Raw genomic sequence first — 16,954 nt, 5'->3', positions numbered from 1 at the left:
CGTTTTTAATTTATTTTTATTGATGCATTAACCATAGCCGAGTTCCTATTTTGATTCAATCGACAACTGACTTTCACATAAAATATAAAAAAGGATTTGCTGTTGCTTTAATTGGCATTTTGCAAGGTATTACAGTTGGTTTACTGGCTATATTACGGCTTAAGTGGTTTTAATGCAGCCTGTTTGCAGCTTTTCTATATTATGAACTAAGCAATACAGTTGTATTGGGAGTTTACTTTCGTTTGAACCCGTAAGATCAGTTTTTTCATGCCTTTGTTGACCGTAAAATTTCGCTTTTCACCTCAGTAAAGCGGCTCTATAAAACCACGTTGTTTGCCATTCCTTCAAGAAAAACCTGTCGTCGCGCCATTGGACTGTCTATTTTGACCTTTATTTTAATTAGCTAACGGTGGATTTAGATCACTGGATCCGCCGTAGGATAAGAATGTGCTACTGGCGGCAGTGGCGCTCTTTATAAAAAATAGCACGCACTAAAGTACGCAGTTTAATGAAACTGGGTGTCAGCGAACGGCTCGCAATAGCCTGTGGTATCACCAGTACCAAAAGTAGGCGCTTGGAAGCGAAGGCCCTTGTAGAAGCTCAAAAACAAAAGGAATTAACATTGCATTAGGCAATGATTACTTAGCTTCACAAGGGTTAGTGTCATTGAGAGATATTTGGATCAATATTCATTACGGGAGATGAACCGCCCATCGCACTTCATTTTAATAAAAAGTGCATGATGGGTGGTGTGGGGGCTGGAGGTTAGAGACCTCCGGCTACCCGATTAGTTTTCGTTATACCAACTTTCCCAAGTTTTAGGAGCCGAGTATTTTAATTTATATGCCTGAATATCGTCTTTACTTGCGTACTTTAAATAAACAGTAAAATAATCGGTTAGATACTCTTCACCTGTCCCCATTCGCCAAAATATATTGCCCGATTCATATTCAGGAAACTTCTCCCAAGGAGGTAACGGTGGTGTCGCTTTGAGTTCATTTTCAAACCTTTGCTGAAGCATGGCTTCCCAGTCCTTTTTGTGCTTTAGATAGACTTCCCAATCTTCAGCCGAGACTCCTTCTGGTGGTCCTATTTCATTTGAAGCCATAGTTGTCCCTGCCAACATAAACAAACTTAAAAATATAAAACGAATCATAATAAGAAAACTAATGCCTTATTATGTGCTTAATATACCTAAGCTTTATTTGAATCTAAATTTACCAATAAGTCCTCGAAGTAGCCAACATTTTGTAGTTCTTGGTTGTCCTCAAAAGCCATACACAAAATAATTCTCATTTTGATGACTAGTTCTGTAGTCAAATTATAACCGTCATTTGAATCAACCCAGTCCCATAATTTACTACGAATTATTTCAAGGTTAATATCAGTATTTTTAAACCAATATTCTTTGATTAATTCAAATGAGTTTTGGGCAAGTTGGTTATCTGGGACACCTGATTTATCAAGCCACTCAATCATATACTTTGCATAAGAAATATTATCAATCAAGTACAAAAGCCTCCTGAGCACATTACAGCTTATTGAACATCATTTTGGTGTTTTATAACACACCAAAACGGCATATATTACATACTTTGATAATTCCACCAATAATTACTTTTGTAAACAAGTGATTAAAATAGCAAAAATTCAAGACTTGTTATTTTCCCCCAAAACAGTGGTTAATAATGACTTATCGCTTACAGCTTCTTTTCAACTGCTTTTAAAACCAATTCTAAAGCCGCCCCAGTGTTTGCCATTTACATAAATGGGTACTGATAGGTCATGTAAAATCTCGCCGGTATCACGTTTATAGGTTTGTAGTAAAAAGCTCTCAGTGTGGCTGCCACAGCGGCTGCCGGTGGCATCGTTGAAAATACGTTTAGTACGGTTATTCACTAAATCTTGTTGGTAGTTGCCCGTTAAAGGCTGGCTGTAGCGTTTATTGTGGGTAGGGAAGTAACCTTTTTTGTCGACTGCACCAGCAAATAGGATTTGTTTATTTTCAAGAATCGGTTCTTGTATTGGCGGTAAAACTTTATCGGTTAAGCTGTCGTAGTCGGTGCTGTACTTGGTTGGGTTACTATTGGGTATTTCTCTATAATCTTGAGAAAATAACTGTTTCTCGCTTAGTTGTGATGTTGCTAGTAGCTCTATAAATTTAGTTGATATGGCTGAGCTTGCTTGTAGTGCAGCTTCTAAAATAGGTTTAAAGAATGCGTTATGTTCTACTTTATTAAGCTCTCTGAAAATTGTTTCAGATCCCAGTGATAAATTAGAGGCTTGATCAGAGATTGAAGTACTTTTAGTGGATACTTCAGCGAGTAGGTGGCTAATACTACCCACCGAGGTATTAATTTGTGTGGTTGCATTTTGAAACGCACTGACTGCTTGCTGCATGTTTTCAAGTGTTGATGATGACTCACTAATATCGTGGTTAATTGCTAAAAATGATTGAGTGACGTTCTCTAGTTGTTGTTTTACAGAATCACTGCGTGTTGATACTTGCTTCATGTCGTCATTTGTTTGCATGCTATTGGCATTAATTTCCGTGAGCATATCTGCAATTTGTTTAGTGGCTTGATTAGTTTTATTAGCTAGGTTTCGTACTTCATCGGCAACCACAGCAAAGCCTCTGCCTTGCTCGCCAGCACGAGCCGCTTCAATAGCTGCGTTTAATGCGAGTAGGTTGGTTTGCTCTGCAATAGTTTGAATAACTTGGGTAATACTTTGAATATCTGTGGCACTTTTTAGCAGTAGATCGAGTTGCTTAGATACCTTATCAATGGAGCCAGATAACGAGTCTATTTGTTCTGTGGCCAATTGCAGGCGCTGATCAGCAGAACTCGATGCCTTTGTTGTTTGCATCATTGCTTGGCTAACGGTGGTTATATCATTAGTCAGCTCGCTACTATTGTGGAATAGCGCTTGGGTTGCTTGGCTAACGGCTTCACTTTCGCTATAACAGCCATCAATTTCTTTGGCTAAACTATCAATATAAAATGCAACTTCTGCTGCACCGATAGCATTTTTAGACGTTGCCTTAGTGATATTATCAGCAACCTTAGTAATAACTGCATGTTTATCAGGTTCAGGCTTAACTGGAGCTTTTTTAGCAAAAACTTTCTCCCGAAAAAATATCAGAGCGCTAAATGCAGATAACAGCAGCGCGCTAACTAGAGTCAGTTGTGCAAAAAAGTACAGTACAGCAATTACGAAATAGAATAATGCATAAAACAGTGAGTTTAAATTCATGCCATTGGCCTTTTTTTATTGTAATTTTTAGTTTTGAATATAAAACAAACTAAATCAATTATTAAAAGGTCTTATATGGGCATAAATTTACCATTAAAAAAGCCAACCCTAAGGTTGGCTTTTGCAGTAATCTATTGCAGTAATGAGCATCAACTCATTTTAGTAAGTTGCACTGCCTTTGGTACGAGGGAAGGCGATTACGTCACGTACGTTGCCCATACCCGTTACATAGGCAACTAAACGTTCAAAACCTAGGCCAAAACCTGAGTGTGGTACAGTGCCGTATTTACGTAGGTCGCGATACCAGCTGTAGTCTTCTTTGTTTAAGCCCATTTCTTCTAAACGTGCATCAAGTACATCAAGACGTTCTTCACGTTGTGAACCACCAATGATCTCGCCAATACCTGGTGCTACAACGTCCATTGCAGCAACGGTTTTGCCGTCTTCATTTTGGCGCATGTAGAATGCTTTAATATCACGTGGGTAGTTTTTAATAACTACCGGTGCTTTAAAGTGCTCTTCTGCTAAGTAACGCTCGTGCTCAGATTGTAAGTCAACACCCCATTCAACGGCGTATTCAAATTTCTTACCACAGTTTTTAAGAATTTCTACTGCATCAGTGTAATCAACTTGTGCAAAATCTTTCTCAACAAATTCTTCTAGGCGCGTGATAGCAGTTTTCTCAACACGTTGAGCAAAAAATTCCATATCATCACGACGTTCTTCAAGCACCGCTTTGAACACATACTTAAGCATGTTTTCAGCAAGTTTGGCGATATCTTCTAAATCAGCAAACGCAACTTCTGGCTCGACCATCCAAAACTCTGCCAAGTGGCGAGAAGTATTTGAATTCTCTGCACGGAAAGTCGGGCCAAAAGTATAAATTTTTGACATCGCTGAGGCGTAAGTCTCACCATTTAACTGACCTGATACAGTAAGGAATGCTTCTTTACCAAAGAAGTCTTCGCTGTAATCAACATCGCCTTTATCTGTACGTGGCAAGTTTTGCATATCAAGCGTTGATACGCGGAACATTTCGCCTGCACCTTCACAGTCACTTGCGGTGATGATAGGGGTGCTGATCCAGTAATAACCTTGCTCATGGTAGAAACGGTGAATAGCTTGCGCTAAACAGTTACGTACACGTGTTACCGCACCAATCATATTGGTACGTGGGCGAAGGTGAGCGTGCTCACGTAAATACTCAATGCTGTGGCGTTTTGCCGACATTGGGTATGAGTCTGGGTTTTCTACCCAACCAAGTACCTGTACGCTATTTGCTTGAATTTCGAAAGATTGACCTTGGCCTGCTGATTGTACTAAAACACCAGTAACTGACACAGAGCAACCGGCTGTTAGGCTAGTAACTTCATCATAATTATTTAGTGAATTAGGTACTACCGCTTGAATAGGATCAAAACACGAACCGTCATGAACGGCTAAAAATGAAATTCCTGCTTTTGAATCGCGGCGTGTACGGATCCAGCCTTTAATTGTTACTTGGCTGTCTACCGCAACCTTGCCTTTTAATAGCTCTGAAATCGCTAAGTGGCTCATCTTCACTCCAATGATATAAGTTGCCTACATTAATATGTGCGCTATTGCACTTGAACGGTGTATCTTACCTTTGAATGTAAAATAAAAAAACATTCAAAAGTAACTCTTTGCTTATTCTTTTGCATTTTTGTGGTTTTTTGTCGTTTAAAACCTAGAACTTTAATTTTTTGTGATAAGAAACAACTTAGATCAAAATTTAAAGGCGATTTTCACTGCGATAAAAACGGGTTTTGTGGCATTATATGCAATTACGATATTTAAACTAACTTGCTAAACATATAGGTATTATGAAACAAGTCTTTATTTTACGTGGTTTACCAGGGTGTGGTAAGTCTTATTATGCGCAAAACCTAGCCGATGAAATGGTAGCGGGCGATCAAAGCCAATACTTAATTTGTTCGACCGATGATTATTTTTATAATGAGCAAGGGGAGTATCATTTTGATAAGTTCAAGCAGTCGCAATACCACAATTTAAATTTAGCTCGTTTTATAAATGCGTTAGCGCAAGAAATCCCACTTATTATCGTTGATAATACTAACATCAAGAAATGGGAATTTATTGCTTATAGCCAAGCCGCTGTTGCACTAGGCTACCAAGTTAAAGAAGTGATTGTGGGTGAAGTAAAAGACAAATCAATGCAACACCTGTACGCCAAACGTAATAGCCATAACATTCCACTGAAAATGATCAGCAAAATGGCTTACATGTTTGAGTGGTAGGTATTTTAAGTATTAACTAGAGTTTAGTTAATGCCTTTATATCGCATTGTGTATTCACATCTAAGTGAGCCGTGATTTTATCATTGCTGCTATCCCATTCAATATTGGCAGAAGTGATAAAACTCTTAAAAAACCTACTTGAGGAAAGCCTTCCATTGGTGAAGGATTATTGGTACTAGGTCCGTTAATGGCGTTTCATCTAATTGATTATGGGCGTGTTACTTTTCAGCATACTTTTGTTTAATCGCTAAAATCTCTTCTTTAACTGCAAAAAAAGCATCTACTACTTTGGGGTCAAAGTGATTCCCACTGCCTTCTGCAATAATGGCAAATGTTTTTTCTTCAGAAAATGATTTTTTATAAGGACGCTTTGACGACAGGGCATCAAATACATCAGCAATAGCAACTACGCGTGCTGCAATTGGAATTTCATTACCTTTTAAGCCATCAGGATAACCAGATCCGTCCCATTTTTCATGGTGTGAGCGGGCAATAACTTCGCCTAACTTAATAACTTCAGAATCAGAACCCGAAAGTATACTGGCGCCTACAACGGTATGCTGTTTCATTATTTCCCATTCTGCAGCATCTAGTTGTCCTGCTTTTAGCAAAATATGGTCAGGTGTAGAAATCTTTCCGAGATCGTGCATTGACGCTGAAAATAAAATATTTTCAACTGTTACCTCATCTAATCCAACACTGCGTGCAACGGCTTCGGAATATAAGCTCATGCGTTGAATGTGTGCACCCGTTTCTTCATCTTTGTATTCAGCAGCTTTGGTTAGTCTATTAATTGTTTCTAGTGATGCGGCTTTAATACTTTGCATTGCTAGCTTTAGTGATTCAGTTCTTTGAGCAACTTCTGCTTCTAATTGTTTCTGATAATTTGTTCTTAAATCGTTATAGTCTTTAATCTTAAGAAGGGACTTAACACGCGATAATAGCTCGTTTTTATCTACAGGTTTTGTAATAAAATCATCACAACCAGCATCAATCCCTTTAACTCGCTCTTTTGTCTCTCTTAAGGCAGTAATAAGGACGATAGGTAATAGCTTTAATAGAGCGTCTTCTCTAACTCTGCGCGTTACTTCAAAGCCGTTCATATCAGGCATCATTATATCAAGTAAAATAAGATCGACGGGTTGTTGTGCTAAAATATTTAATGCTTCTTGCCCACCAGTCGCTGTTACTGTTTTATATCCCTTGGGTTCAAGATAAGCTTGCATAAGTTCAATATTTTGAAGGTTGTCATCTACAACCAAAATTAAAGTGCTATCTTTCATTAGCTTTTCCTGTGTATCAAGGTTTAAATAATTATAGTCATTATTTTATATATAAACTTATTTGTTGAGCGAACGTACGTGTATCAATAGGCTTAGAAATATACCCACAGTTAGGTATGCACAGTAGTTGATCTATATCAGCGGGTAAAACAGAAGCCGTAACAAAAACAATAGGAATATCTGCCGTTTCTTTTTCATGACGCAAAATTTTTGCAACTTCTGCTCCAGATATATCTGGGAGTTGGACATCTAATATAATAATTTTTGGAGTCTCACGCTTTATAATCAAAAGCGCATCTGTTGCGTTCATAGCAGTAAATACTTCAAAATTTGCCATGAGTAAGAGATCTTCCTCTAGCAATAGATTATTCGCATTATCATCAACTACAACTATTTTGGTTTTCATTATGCTTGGCCACAGACTTTTGTTTAATTGGCAAAGTGATACGAACTGATGTGCCTTTATTAACACCTTCAGATTCAATAACAAACTCGCCTCCATGCAACTTAACTAGACTTTTTGCAATAGGGAGTCCAAGCCCTGTACCTTCGGTTAATCTAGAATAGGGGGTTTCTATACGGAAAAAGCCTTCAAATATTTTTTCCATATTTTCAGCAGCAATACCTATACCCGTATCCCAAATTATTATTTCTATTTCTGTATCAGTATGTCGTGTTTTGACACCAATTTGACCCTCATCTGGTGTGAATTTCACTGCATTTGAAAGCAAATTATAAAGTATCTGTTTAACCTTAAGAGAGTCAGCTTCAATTGGTGGCAAGTCATCAGCAATATCAAGACACATATTCAATTTTTTCTGATTAGCTGTATCAGCTGTAAGCCCTGTAATCTCGTGCAATACTTGGCATATCGGCAAATAAGAGATTGTTAGACTCATTTTGCCTGCTTCAATCTTTGCCATATCCAGTATTTCGTTAATAAGTAACAGTAAATGTTTGCCGCTCACCAATACATTTTTAACATACTGTTTTTGTTTGTCGTTTAAAGTGCCAAAAGTTTCATCGTAGAGCACTTCAGAAAAACCATTAATAGAATTAAGTGGGGTTCTTAGTTCATGCGACATATTTGCTAGAAACTCTGACTTAACTCGAGCAGCACTTTCCAAGTCATTAGTTAGCACTTCCAGCTCTTTGTTCGCTTTTACTAGCCCTTCTTGAATGGCATTACGTTCGGTAATGTCTTCGATAGACAATAAAATTATACGATCTTCTGATTGCGTACGTTTAATTTGCCTTGCGTTGAGCAACATTGTGCGCCAGCCAATTGTTTTAAAGTTATGCTCAACTTTGTAATCATCAAAGCTCGTTTTTTGAGGCAATATAGTTTCTAATAATTCACGTAGTTTGGGAATGTTCCATTGGTTATTACCAAGGTTGTATATCAGCTTCCCAACCGTGTCTTTGTGATTTTCGCGAAAAAACTCATAAAATGAGCGGCTCGCTGTTACTACTCTTAAGTGCTGGTCTAAAACAATCAGTGGTTCTCGAACCGTATTTACAATACTTTCGGAGTATTCTAATAGTTCTTTCTTGGTACTTATTTTATTCACTATCTAGATCCTTTGTACCATTAAGGGCGGAACTATTTCATAAACTTTAAAATTTAGGTTCTGCAACGCTGTGTATATAGTTTTTTATACTAAATGCACCAAAACAATACATTAATAATGTGTTTTAATTTGTACTATGTTGTACTAACTAATATAAAAAGCGTAACTGGATAAGCGATATCAGAGTGGGACTATCTCAATATTAATATACGTTTAGTAAACAGCAACAATTCATTAATAGCAAGAAGTTCATTGTTTAACGCGAATATATTATTAGCCGTCGGACATCGTGGGAGCTTTAAAAGAAAAAAGTATTCGTTTTAAGCGCAATAGGGCAGGCTTTAACGGGGAACGTGTTTAAATTTCCTCTGGATTATTGCCCGCAGCTTGCTGCGTAGTATTGAGTAATGAGTGAATTTATACACAAAAGCCACAATGTGACAGTTTTACTTTATCACTGAGTTTTTCCTGCAAAATATAGAAGAGATTCTTGATGTGAGAGTTGCTAGGGCAATCACAAAAATTTGTGCTGAAATAGAAAAGCGCTACGAAATCAAATTTTAGCAGTTGCGACGGATGAAGATCATATTCATTTTTTAGTTCAGTTAGTTCTGACCTACAGCATTACACAGTTGGTAACGATTATTAGAAGTTTAACGGTAAGAGAGGTTTTTAAAAGTGCCTTTATGTTAAAAAGCAGTTGCCTAAATAAACAGTTAACTCGCTTTTAAGCTTTGGTAAATCAAACTGGGTTTGCTATATCAGCGGCTAGCATACGAGAGAGAGGGAATGACAATGAGCCCCCCTAACGGAAAGATCCTACGCTGCTATTGTCATATAGTTTGTGATTAACGATAACAATAATCACAAACTCGCTTAATAGATAAAAACACTAAATGTATCGGTAAGTTACTTATACCTAGCACTATAATTTGTATTGAGACCGGTTATTAAGCGTAATACTTGCCTTTAATGGCATTATAAATGGTATCACACAGTTTTTTTATACTGGTATCGTCACTTATATACGGTGGCATAAGGTAAATTAGTTTACCAAAAGGGCGGATCCATACGCCTTGCTCTACAAAATAAGCCTGAATTTTAGCAACATCGACATTGCCTGCAGCATCGTTTAGTTCAACAACACCTATTGCGCCTAAGGTACGTACATTGGCAACAGCATCTAGTTCACTGCACTTATTAAGTTGTTGCAGTTGAATGTATATTTGGCTTATTCGTTGTTGCCAGTCTTGCTCAAGTAATAAATCAATACTCGCACAAGCCACAGCGCAGGCCAATGGATTGCCCATAAATGTTGGGCCATGCATTAACACCCCAGCTTCTCCTTCGCTGATACCAATGGCAATTTTATCTGTGGTTAATGTGGCAGATAACGTCATCATGCCACCTGTGAGTGCCTTGCCTATGCATAAAATATCTGGCTCAATATCAGCATGTTCTACGGCAAATAACTTACCTGTGCGGCCAAACCCTGTGGCTATTTCATCACAAATTAATAATACGCCGTAACGATCGCATAGTTCACGCACGGTTCTTAAATACTCAGGATGATAGAAGTTCATTCCCCCTGCATTTTGTACAATTGGCTCGATGATAAAAGCTGCAACATGCTGATGATGTTCTTCGAAATACTGTGCAAGGTGGTGTGCTTCTAGTTTATCGAACTGTTGTCCAAACTGAGTCTTTGGTGCAGGCACAAATACATGCTCAGGTAAAAAGCCTTGGTATAAAGAGTGCATTGAATTAATAGGATCACATACGCTCATCGCAGCGAAGGTATCGCCATGATAGCCTTTATAAGGCGTCATCAGTTTTTGTTTGCTGGTTACTCCTTGACTAAGCCAATACTGCAAAGCCATTTTTATCGCCACTTCAACACTTACCGAGCCGCTGTCGGCTAAAAATACTTTTTGCAACTTACTCGGGGTTATTGCAACCAGCTTTTTACAAAGCTCTACTGCTGGCTGGTGGGTTATGCCACCAAACATTACATGGCTCATTTTATCTACTTGCTCAATCACTGCATTTTTCAATACTGGATGACCATAACCATGAATAGCACTCCACCATGAGGCCATACCGTCAATGAGTTGTTCGCCCGTTTCTAAGTGAATAAGGTTGTGACTTGCATGTGTAACGGGGTAAACCGGAATAGGTTGAGTCATTGAGGTGTAGGGGTGCCAAATGTGCTGACGATCAAAATCAAGGTCTATCGTTTGTTTATTAATCATATGTAAACTTTAACTAAGTGGGCTTCGTTGACAATGGTACGGCAATACGTATTCTAAGCCAATAACACAAAGAGCAAAAAATAAAAGAGAGTATTATGGAGCTTGCAACTGTTCGCCACGATTGGACCCACAGTGAGGTGAAAGCCTTATTTGAAATGCCATTTAACGATTTATTATTTAAAGCCGCCTCTGTGCATCGCGCTAATTTTAATCCAAACGAAGTACAAATTTCTACGTTGTTATCTATTAAAACCGGTGCCTGCCCAGAAGACTGTAAATATTGCCCGCAATCGGGTCATTACAAAACTGATTTAGAACGCGAGCGCCTAATAGAAGTAGAAAAAGTGGTAGAGCAAGCGCGGTTAGCAAAACAAAAAGGCGCTACCCGTTTTTGTATGGGGGCTGCATGGTCAGATCCAAAAGACAGAGACATGCCATACATTTCGCAAATGGTAAAAGAAGTAAAAGCCCTTGGCCTTGAAACCTGTATGACTTTAGGCATGTTAAATAACGAAAAAGCCCATGAACTGCGCAGTGCAGGGCTTGATTACTATAACCACAACCTCGACACTTCACCTGAATACTATGAGCAAATTATATCAACTCGTACCTTTCAAGACCGCCTTGATACTATAGGCAATGTGCGAGACGCTGGTATGAAAGTCTGCTCCGGCGGTATTGTCGGTATGGGTGAGCAAGCAAGCGACCGCTATGGCTTATTAATGCAGTTAGCTAATTTACCCCAGCAGCCCGAAAGTGTGCCAATTAATATGCTAGTAAAGGTGAAAGGGACACCGCTTGAAAACGTTGATGACTTAGATCAGTTTGAGTTTATTCGTACCATAGCCACAGCACGTATTATGATGCCCCATAGCTACGTACGTTTATCGGCAGGGCGCACTGCAATGAACGAGCAAATGCAATCAATGTGCTTTTTTGCCGGTGCTAACTCTATATTTTATGGTGATAAACTTCTTACTACCGAAAACCCAGAAGCCGATGCCGACATGCAATTAATTAAAAAGCTCGGGATGAACCCAGAAACACGCCACGATTATTCAGATGAAGCCGTTACTGCGTCTTTGTCATCGCAAGTGGCTGATAAAGCAACCTCAGAATTGTTTTACGAAGCGTAAAGTGCTCAGTACTATGCTAATGGTTTAAAGTATCGCGTTGAAGGTTAAAGCATTTATGTCATTTGAATTTATAAACACCCATTTAGATGAACGCAAAGCACAGCAGCTATTGCGTAAACGCTATGTAGTACAAAGCGCAACGGCGCGCACTATTACGGTTAATGATAAAACCTACCTTAACTTTGCGAGTAACGATTACTTAGGGTTTGGCGATTCGCCGGTGGAGTTAACCAGTGCGCCCTTACTCGGTAGCCACAGCTCAGCACTAGTAACGGGTTATCAACAACCACAGCAAGCGCTTGAGCATGCTTTATGTAGTGCTTTGAGTTATGAGGCAGGCATGTTGTTTAATTCGGGCTTTAGCGCAAATAGCAGTATTATTAAAGCCTTGTTTCAAGATAAAGCGACAGCGCAACACAGTGCTATTTTTCAAGATAAACTCAATCATGCCAGTTTAATTGATGGCGCATTACACGCCAACGCCGCGTTAATACGCTTTAACCATAACGATATAAACCATTTACGCTCACGGCTAGAAAAATCAAAAGCGCGCAATAAGCTCATTGTGTCTGAAGGTGTGTTCTCCATGGATGGTGATACCGCGCCAATTAAAGCGCTATTTACCTTAGCAAAGCAGCATAACACCTGGTTAATGATAGACGATGCCCATGGTTTTGGTGTTTTAGGAAAATCGGGGCTTGGCAGTTGTGAAGCCTTAATTGCAGCCGACACTTTGCCCGATATTTTAGTGATCACCTTTGGTAAAGCGGTTGCTAGTAGTGGGGCGTGCGTATTAGGTTCGCAGCATTTTATAGATTACATGCTGCAGTTTAATCGTGATTATACCTACTCAACCGCTATGTCGCCGTTTATTGCCTCTCATACTTTGGCGCGTATCAAAAGCATAAGAGACGCCAACGACAGGCGAGCTAAATTAAACGCTAATATTGCGCTGTTTAAACGCCTAGCAAAAGAGCAGCACATTGCGCTAATGGACTCTAACACCGCGATTCAACCGATTGTTTTAGGCTGCGCCGAGCAAACGTTAAAAGCCAGTGAGCAACTAAAGCAGCAGGGCATTTGGTTAACGGCTATTCGCCCGCCAACTGTTTTACACAATACCTCGCGTTTGCGTATTACCTTAAGTGCAGCCCACACCCATGAGGATATAAAACAACTCGTTGGTAGTTTACAAAAGGTCATTTCATGATAAGCCCGCAGGCAATTAAAGCTAAGCCACTTAGCCCTACAAATGTGTGTATAGCTGCTCAGGTTTTAAAAAAAACCACAGCACATAACTTTTCAAAAGCAGCAAACAGTTACAGCCAGCATGCCAATGTGCAAAAACAAGCGGCAAATGATTTATTTAAACTCATTACTGCAAACCCTAAAAAGCTCTGTGTTGACCTAGGCGCAGGGCCGCTTGTTAATACTCAGGCTTTAAGGGCATTATTTGGCCAAGTTGTTGCCATAGATTTAAGTTTTAACATGCTAAAAAGCAGTGCTTTAAAAACTCCTAAACTGTGCGCCGACATGGATAATTTACCGCTGCAAGCTAACAGTATTGACGTTCTATTTAGTAATTTTGCGCTGCAGTGGTCTGCTAATTTTGAAGCCTTAATGCACTCGCTTTACCAAGCATTAAAACCAGGCGGGCAAGCCTATATTAGTACGGTTGTTGCAGGGTCATTAAACGAAATAAAAACCGCCTTTGCTGCGCTTGATTCACATAATCATATTAATCAGTTTGCAAGCCATAATAATATAAACCAATCGGTCGAAAAGGCAGGGTTTAAGATCAACGCATCAAAAAAAGTCATCTATACCGATCAGCACAGCAGTGCATTAGCGGCTATAAAATCGATTAAAGCCATTGGTGCCACAGCACAAAATCATGCAACAAGTCGTCGTGGTTTATTAACCAAATCAGCGCTGCAAAAAGTATGTGATGCCTATCCGATTATAAACAATAAAGCCCATGTATCTTACCATGTAGTATTGTTATCATTAGAAAAAGCCCAGTAAAAATAATAAGGCCATGCCATGAACCAGTTTTTTATTACCGGTACCGATACCGATGCCGGTAAAACTCATGTAACCAGTTTGCTGTTAAAGTTACTCGCGCAACATAAAAAGCGCGCAATAGGTTTTAAGCCGATTGCCTCTGGGTGTGAAATGGCGTTTGAGCAGCTCGTAAACGCAGATGCGCTAATGCTAATGGAAAGTGCCACAGTCAGTGCTAAATACGACATAATTAACCCATTTGCATTTGCGCCGCCAATAGCTCCGCACATTGCTGCAGAGCAAGCGGGACTAAACATAACAGTAGAAAAGCTAAGCACGGCTTATCAACATGTTAAGCAACAAGGCGCAGATTATCTGTTAACAGAAGGTGCAGGCGGCTGGGCATTACCAATTAATAATAACGAGTATTTATACGACTGGGTAAAAGCAGAGCAACTGCCAGTAATATTAGTGGTAGGGATGAAACTAGGCTGTATAAATCATGCATTACTCACTGCTGCACACATGCAAAGCTTAGGGATTAATTGTGTAGGGTGGATTGCAAACCAAGTTGATGCCACTATGGATGAATACCAAGCAAACCTAGATTCACTTAAAACACGTTTACCATTTCCACTGCTTGCCATTAGCCCATACACAGAGCAAACCCCTAAATTACAAATTTATAAAACTCTGCTTGAAAAATTATCGATAAATCCATAAATAACCCTTGTGTTGTGACATAGTTTGTCACAGAATAGCGCTGACGTTATGACATAGTGTGTCATAACGCAGTGATTGCTCAAAGCCGATCAAACATAGTAAATCGCTCAGCAATAAATGTTATTTTTGGAGAACTCGTATGAAACGTGTATTTTTGTTTTTATTAACTAACCTCGCGGTTATGTTGGTATTAGGTGTGGTGCTTTCAATAATAATGAGTGCGCTGGGCTTAAGCCATCGTAGCCTTGGCGGAATTTTACTAATTGCGACTGTATTTGGTTTTGGTGGATCGTTTATTTCGTTATTTATGTCGAAATGGATCGCAAAAAAATCAACCGGTGCGCAAGTGATCACCCAACCTCGTACCGAAACCGAACAATGGCTGGTAAACACTGTGGCTGCTCAAGCTAAAAAAGCCGGCATTAACATGCCAGAAGTGGCGATTTACGACAGCCCAGAAATGAACGCGTTTGCAACCGGCCCAAGTAAAAATAATTCGTTGGTGGCGGTAAGTACGGGTTTATTACATAACATGAGCCAAGATCAAGCAGAAGCCGTACTGGCGCACGAAGTATCGCATGTTGCTAATGGCGACATGGTAACGCTCACGCTTATTCAAGGTGTGGTTAATACCTTTGTTATTTTTGCCGCGAAAGTGCTGGCTGGCATTGTTGACAACTTTATCAATAGCGATGAAGAAGAGGGCGGCAGTAGCTGGACTTACTTCTTATTCGATATGTTATTCCAAGTATTATTTGGTGTATTGGCGAGCATAGTGGTTGCCCATTACAGCCGTAAACGTGAATTTGCAGCCGATAACGGCGCAGCTCAGTTGGTTGGCGCAGACAAAATGCGTTCAGCCCTTGAGCGATTAAAGCAAAACCACCCATCGCAATTAGAAGGCTCAATGATGGCCTTTGGTATTGCCAGTGGTAAAGGCATGGCTGAGTTGTTTTCATCTCACCCACCGCTGGATGCACGTATTGACGCACTACGTCGTTAAAAAAATCAAGTTTTTCACAGTACTTGTAACAAAAAGCCTGCATTTGCAGGCTTTTTTATGCTTAATGGTTTTTATTGCGATTGAATAATATCTGTAATGCCCTCTGGCGAGAGTATTTCAATCCAGTAACCATCAGGGTCTTTAATAAAGGCAAGGCCTTTCATAGAGCCGCCATCTGGCTGTTTTACAAACTCCACATCGTACTTAGCAAAGCGCTCACAGGCAGCGTATACATCGGGTACGCTAATACCAATATGGCCAAAGCCTTTTGGTTCTTCATTACCACTGTGATAACCGGTAAAACTGTCGTCGTTTTCAGTGCCCCAGTTATGGGTAAGCTCAATCAGCGCAGGGCGGCGAAACACCCACTGTGTTTTTTGTTTATCATCGCCTTTTGGCATATCTTGCTCATAGCCTAAAAAGTACAAAGTAAACTCCATACCAGGAAAGTCGTACTTACCTAACAGCTTCATGCCCAATACGTTTTCATAAAATGCCAGCGATGGTTTTGGATCTTTAATACGCAACATGGTTTGCTGCATCACATAGCCCTCAGTGGCCTGTGCAATTTGCTCTGGAGATTCGTTATAGCTAGACATGAGATAATCCTTAATAAAATGACTGAAAAAACCTTAATGGATTTAAAAAAGGCAGGGTGTGCGCTCATCATAATCAACAGCAGCAAAAATTAAAACCACCGAGCTAAATTACCAGCCAGTGAGCTGAATGTTTTATAAGCAAAAAAATGGCATATTTAGCGATACTGTTTATTTATACAGTATTTGGTATTTTGTCCAATAACATTATTAAAAGTCGTTTTGGTCTATTTTAGAAAGGGTAATTTTACCACCTACGTAATTACTTGTTTACATTGAAGTTGTTTAGTGGAATTATTAAGCAATGTAATATACGCCGTTTTGGGGTGTGATAAACCCCCAAAGTGGTGTTCAATAAGCTGTTAGGTATTCAGGGAAGGTTCGAGTTTGTTTAATCTACTAAAATTTATAAGTATCGTTTTACAATGCTTTTTACTCTTATCATTATTTAACTTCTTTTCAGGTTTATATTCCGCATTCCTAGAATTATCTACAAACGATCCTAAATTAGTAGCAGGTCATATATCCGCAGGCATCGTGCTTTCTCTTATCCAAATAATTCCTGCTTTAATCGGTCTAATTATCAGTGTTTGGTTATTGAATAAAAATCATAGCTCCAAGTTGTTTGTTAATTACTGCAAATATTTCGCGTATCTATGGCTTTTATTTATTCCTATTGGTACATTCTTGGGTGTTAAGCAACTAAAAAGGTTAAAGAATACCTAATCGGGTAGCCGGAGGTCTCTAACCTCCAGCCCCCACACCACCCATCATGCGGGTCCGCAATGGGCGGTTCATCTCCCGTAATGAATATTGATCCAAATATCCCTCAATGACACTAAACCTTGTGAA

15 protein-coding genes and 2 pseudogenes are annotated in these 16,954 nt (G+C 39.4%); 8 read left to right on the top strand and 9 right to left on the bottom strand.

The genetic code is table 11. The features are described from left to right. Window positions 1-409: 409 nt before the first annotated feature. Window positions 410-705: pseudogene (locus PSR9079_RS24035) on the top strand (hypothetical protein); the annotation flags it as partial. Window positions 706-787: 82 nt separating this feature from the next. Here the strand turns inward: PSR9079_RS24035 and PSR9079_RS16355 are convergent. The 4 genes from PSR9079_RS16355 to asnS all read right to left on the bottom strand — a co-directional run bounded on the left by PSR9079_RS16355 (window position 788) and on the right by asnS (window position 4,812). Beyond that, entirely contained in the window at window positions 788-1,108 is a 321-nt protein-coding gene (locus PSR9079_RS16355) for a hypothetical protein (protein ID WP_149982455.1), read from the bottom strand. A gap of 86 nt (window positions 1,109-1,194) precedes the next feature. After that, window positions 1,195-1,509 carry a hypothetical protein gene (locus PSR9079_RS16350; RefSeq protein WP_149982454.1) on the bottom strand — a complete coding sequence of 105 codons (315 nt, stop codon included), beginning with the start codon at window positions 1,507-1,509 and terminating at the stop codon, window positions 1,195-1,197. Between the two features lie 204 nt (window positions 1,510-1,713). Then, window positions 1,714-3,255: a methyl-accepting chemotaxis protein gene (locus PSR9079_RS16345; protein ID WP_149982453.1), complete on the bottom strand. Its 1,542-nt coding sequence runs from the start codon at window positions 3,253-3,255 to the stop codon at window positions 1,714-1,716. A gap of 159 nt (window positions 3,256-3,414) precedes the next feature. Continuing rightward, window positions 3,415-4,812 (bottom strand): asparagine--tRNA ligase, encoded by a 1,398-nt coding sequence (asnS, locus tag PSR9079_RS16340; RefSeq protein ID WP_149982452.1) that lies wholly within the window; start codon window positions 4,810-4,812, stop codon window positions 3,415-3,417. Window positions 4,813-5,099: 287 nt separating this feature from the next. Here asnS and PSR9079_RS16335 point away from each other — a divergent pair, with 287 nt between their 5' ends. Further along, window positions 5,100-5,534, top strand: coding sequence for an AAA family ATPase (locus PSR9079_RS16335; protein ID WP_149982451.1), 435 nt, complete (start codon window positions 5,100-5,102; stop codon window positions 5,532-5,534). 218 nt (window positions 5,535-5,752) lie between these two features. Here PSR9079_RS16335 and PSR9079_RS16325 read toward each other — a convergent pair whose 3' ends face one another. Genes PSR9079_RS16325 through PSR9079_RS16315 form a run of 3 tightly spaced genes read right to left on the bottom strand, consistent with a single transcriptional unit; the run spans window position 5,753 to window position 8,388 of the window. After that, window positions 5,753-6,817, bottom strand: a complete 1,065-nt coding sequence (locus PSR9079_RS16325; protein ID WP_149982450.1) for an HD domain-containing phosphohydrolase — start codon at window positions 6,815-6,817, stop codon at window positions 5,753-5,755. Between the two features lie 40 nt (window positions 6,818-6,857). Continuing rightward, window positions 6,858-7,223 carry a response regulator gene (locus tag PSR9079_RS16320; RefSeq protein ID WP_149982449.1) on the bottom strand — a complete coding sequence of 122 codons (366 nt, stop codon included), beginning with the start codon at window positions 7,221-7,223 and terminating at the stop codon, window positions 6,858-6,860. After that, entirely contained in the window at window positions 7,198-8,388 is a 1,191-nt protein-coding gene (locus PSR9079_RS16315; RefSeq protein ID WP_149982448.1) for a sensor histidine kinase, read from the bottom strand. Before PSR9079_RS16315 ends, PSR9079_RS16320 begins: the two co-directional genes overlap by 26 nt. A gap of 407 nt (window positions 8,389-8,795) precedes the next feature. Between PSR9079_RS16315 and tnpA the strand changes: the two are divergent. After that, a pseudogene (gene tnpA / locus PSR9079_RS24030) lies at window positions 8,796-9,091 on the top strand (IS200/IS605 family transposase); the annotation flags it as partial. A 247-nt stretch (window positions 9,092-9,338) separates the two neighbouring features. On the opposite strand, the gene bioA reads toward tnpA, so the two are convergent. Beyond that, window positions 9,339-10,640: an adenosylmethionine--8-amino-7-oxononanoate transaminase gene (bioA, locus tag PSR9079_RS16305; protein WP_149982447.1), complete on the bottom strand. Its 1,302-nt coding sequence runs from the start codon at window positions 10,638-10,640 to the stop codon at window positions 9,339-9,341. 95 nt (window positions 10,641-10,735) lie between these two features. Here bioA and bioB point away from each other — a divergent pair, with 95 nt between their 5' ends. From bioB to htpX, 5 genes are all read left to right on the top strand, one after another. Continuing rightward, entirely contained in the window at window positions 10,736-11,776 is a 1,041-nt protein-coding gene (gene bioB, locus PSR9079_RS16300) for a biotin synthase BioB (RefSeq protein ID WP_149982446.1), read from the top strand. A 55-nt stretch (window positions 11,777-11,831) separates the two neighbouring features. Next, window positions 11,832-12,986 (top strand): aminotransferase class I/II-fold pyridoxal phosphate-dependent enzyme, encoded by a 1,155-nt coding sequence (locus PSR9079_RS16295; protein WP_149982445.1) that lies wholly within the window; start codon window positions 11,832-11,834, stop codon window positions 12,984-12,986. Continuing rightward, on the top strand, window positions 12,983-13,801 hold the full coding sequence (locus PSR9079_RS16290; protein ID WP_149982444.1) for a methyltransferase domain-containing protein: 819 nt from the start codon (window positions 12,983-12,985) through the stop codon (window positions 13,799-13,801). The genes PSR9079_RS16295 and PSR9079_RS16290 overlap by 4 nt, the downstream gene beginning before the upstream one ends. Window positions 13,802-13,819: 18 nt before the next feature. Next, entirely contained in the window at window positions 13,820-14,503 is a 684-nt protein-coding gene (gene bioD / locus PSR9079_RS16285) for a dethiobiotin synthase (protein ID WP_149982443.1), read from the top strand. Between the two features lie 139 nt (window positions 14,504-14,642). Further along, window positions 14,643-15,506 carry a protease HtpX gene (htpX, locus tag PSR9079_RS16280; protein WP_064666216.1) on the top strand — a complete coding sequence of 288 codons (864 nt, stop codon included), beginning with the start codon at window positions 14,643-14,645 and terminating at the stop codon, window positions 15,504-15,506. 71 nt (window positions 15,507-15,577) lie between these two features. Here the strand turns inward: htpX and gloA are convergent, their stop codons facing one another. Then, a complete protein-coding gene (gene gloA / locus PSR9079_RS16275) occupies window positions 15,578-16,105 on the bottom strand; it encodes a lactoylglutathione lyase (RefSeq protein ID WP_149982442.1) in 528 nt (175 codons plus the stop codon). Window positions 16,106-16,954: the final 849 nt, after the last annotated feature.

Origin of the sequence: Pseudoalteromonas rhizosphaerae (assembly GCF_902498845.1) — a bacterium.
In the GTDB taxonomy this organism is placed as follows: Bacteria; Pseudomonadota; Gammaproteobacteria; order Enterobacterales; family Alteromonadaceae; genus Pseudoalteromonas; species Pseudoalteromonas rhizosphaerae.
The sequence above is the reverse complement of the archived record's forward strand: the minus strand, read 5'-3'. Positions and strand labels throughout refer to the sequence as shown.

Coding starts and splice junctions, on each gene's coding strand:
- htpX (WP_064666216.1), top strand. CDS start 14,643: ATGAAACGTGTATTTTTGTTTTTATTAACTAACCTCGCGGTTATGTTG.
- gloA (WP_149982442.1), bottom strand. CDS start 16,105: ATGTCTAGCTATAACGAATCTCCAGAGCAAATTGCACAGGCCACTGAG.
- bioB (WP_149982446.1), top strand. CDS start 10,736: ATGGAGCTTGCAACTGTTCGCCACGATTGGACCCACAGTGAGGTGAAA.
- asnS (WP_149982452.1), bottom strand. CDS start 4,812: ATGAGCCACTTAGCGATTTCAGAGCTATTAAAAGGCAAGGTTGCGGTA.
- PSR9079_RS16325 (WP_149982450.1), bottom strand. CDS start 6,817: ATGAAAGATAGCACTTTAATTTTGGTTGTAGATGACAACCTTCAAAAT.
- PSR9079_RS16345 (WP_149982453.1), bottom strand. CDS start 3,255: ATGAATTTAAACTCACTGTTTTATGCATTATTCTATTTCGTAATTGCT.
- PSR9079_RS16355 (WP_149982455.1), bottom strand. CDS start 1,108: ATGGCTTCAAATGAAATAGGACCACCAGAAGGAGTCTCGGCTGAAGAT.
- PSR9079_RS16290 (WP_149982444.1), top strand. CDS start 12,983: ATGATAAGCCCGCAGGCAATTAAAGCTAAGCCACTTAGCCCTACAAAT.
- PSR9079_RS16335 (WP_149982451.1), top strand. CDS start 5,100: ATGAAACAAGTCTTTATTTTACGTGGTTTACCAGGGTGTGGTAAGTCT.
- PSR9079_RS16295 (WP_149982445.1), top strand. CDS start 11,832: ATGTCATTTGAATTTATAAACACCCATTTAGATGAACGCAAAGCACAG.
- PSR9079_RS16320 (WP_149982449.1), bottom strand. CDS start 7,223: ATGAAAACCAAAATAGTTGTAGTTGATGATAATGCGAATAATCTATTG.
- bioD (WP_149982443.1), top strand. CDS start 13,820: ATGAACCAGTTTTTTATTACCGGTACCGATACCGATGCCGGTAAAACT.
- bioA (WP_149982447.1), bottom strand. CDS start 10,640: ATGATTAATAAACAAACGATAGACCTTGATTTTGATCGTCAGCACATT.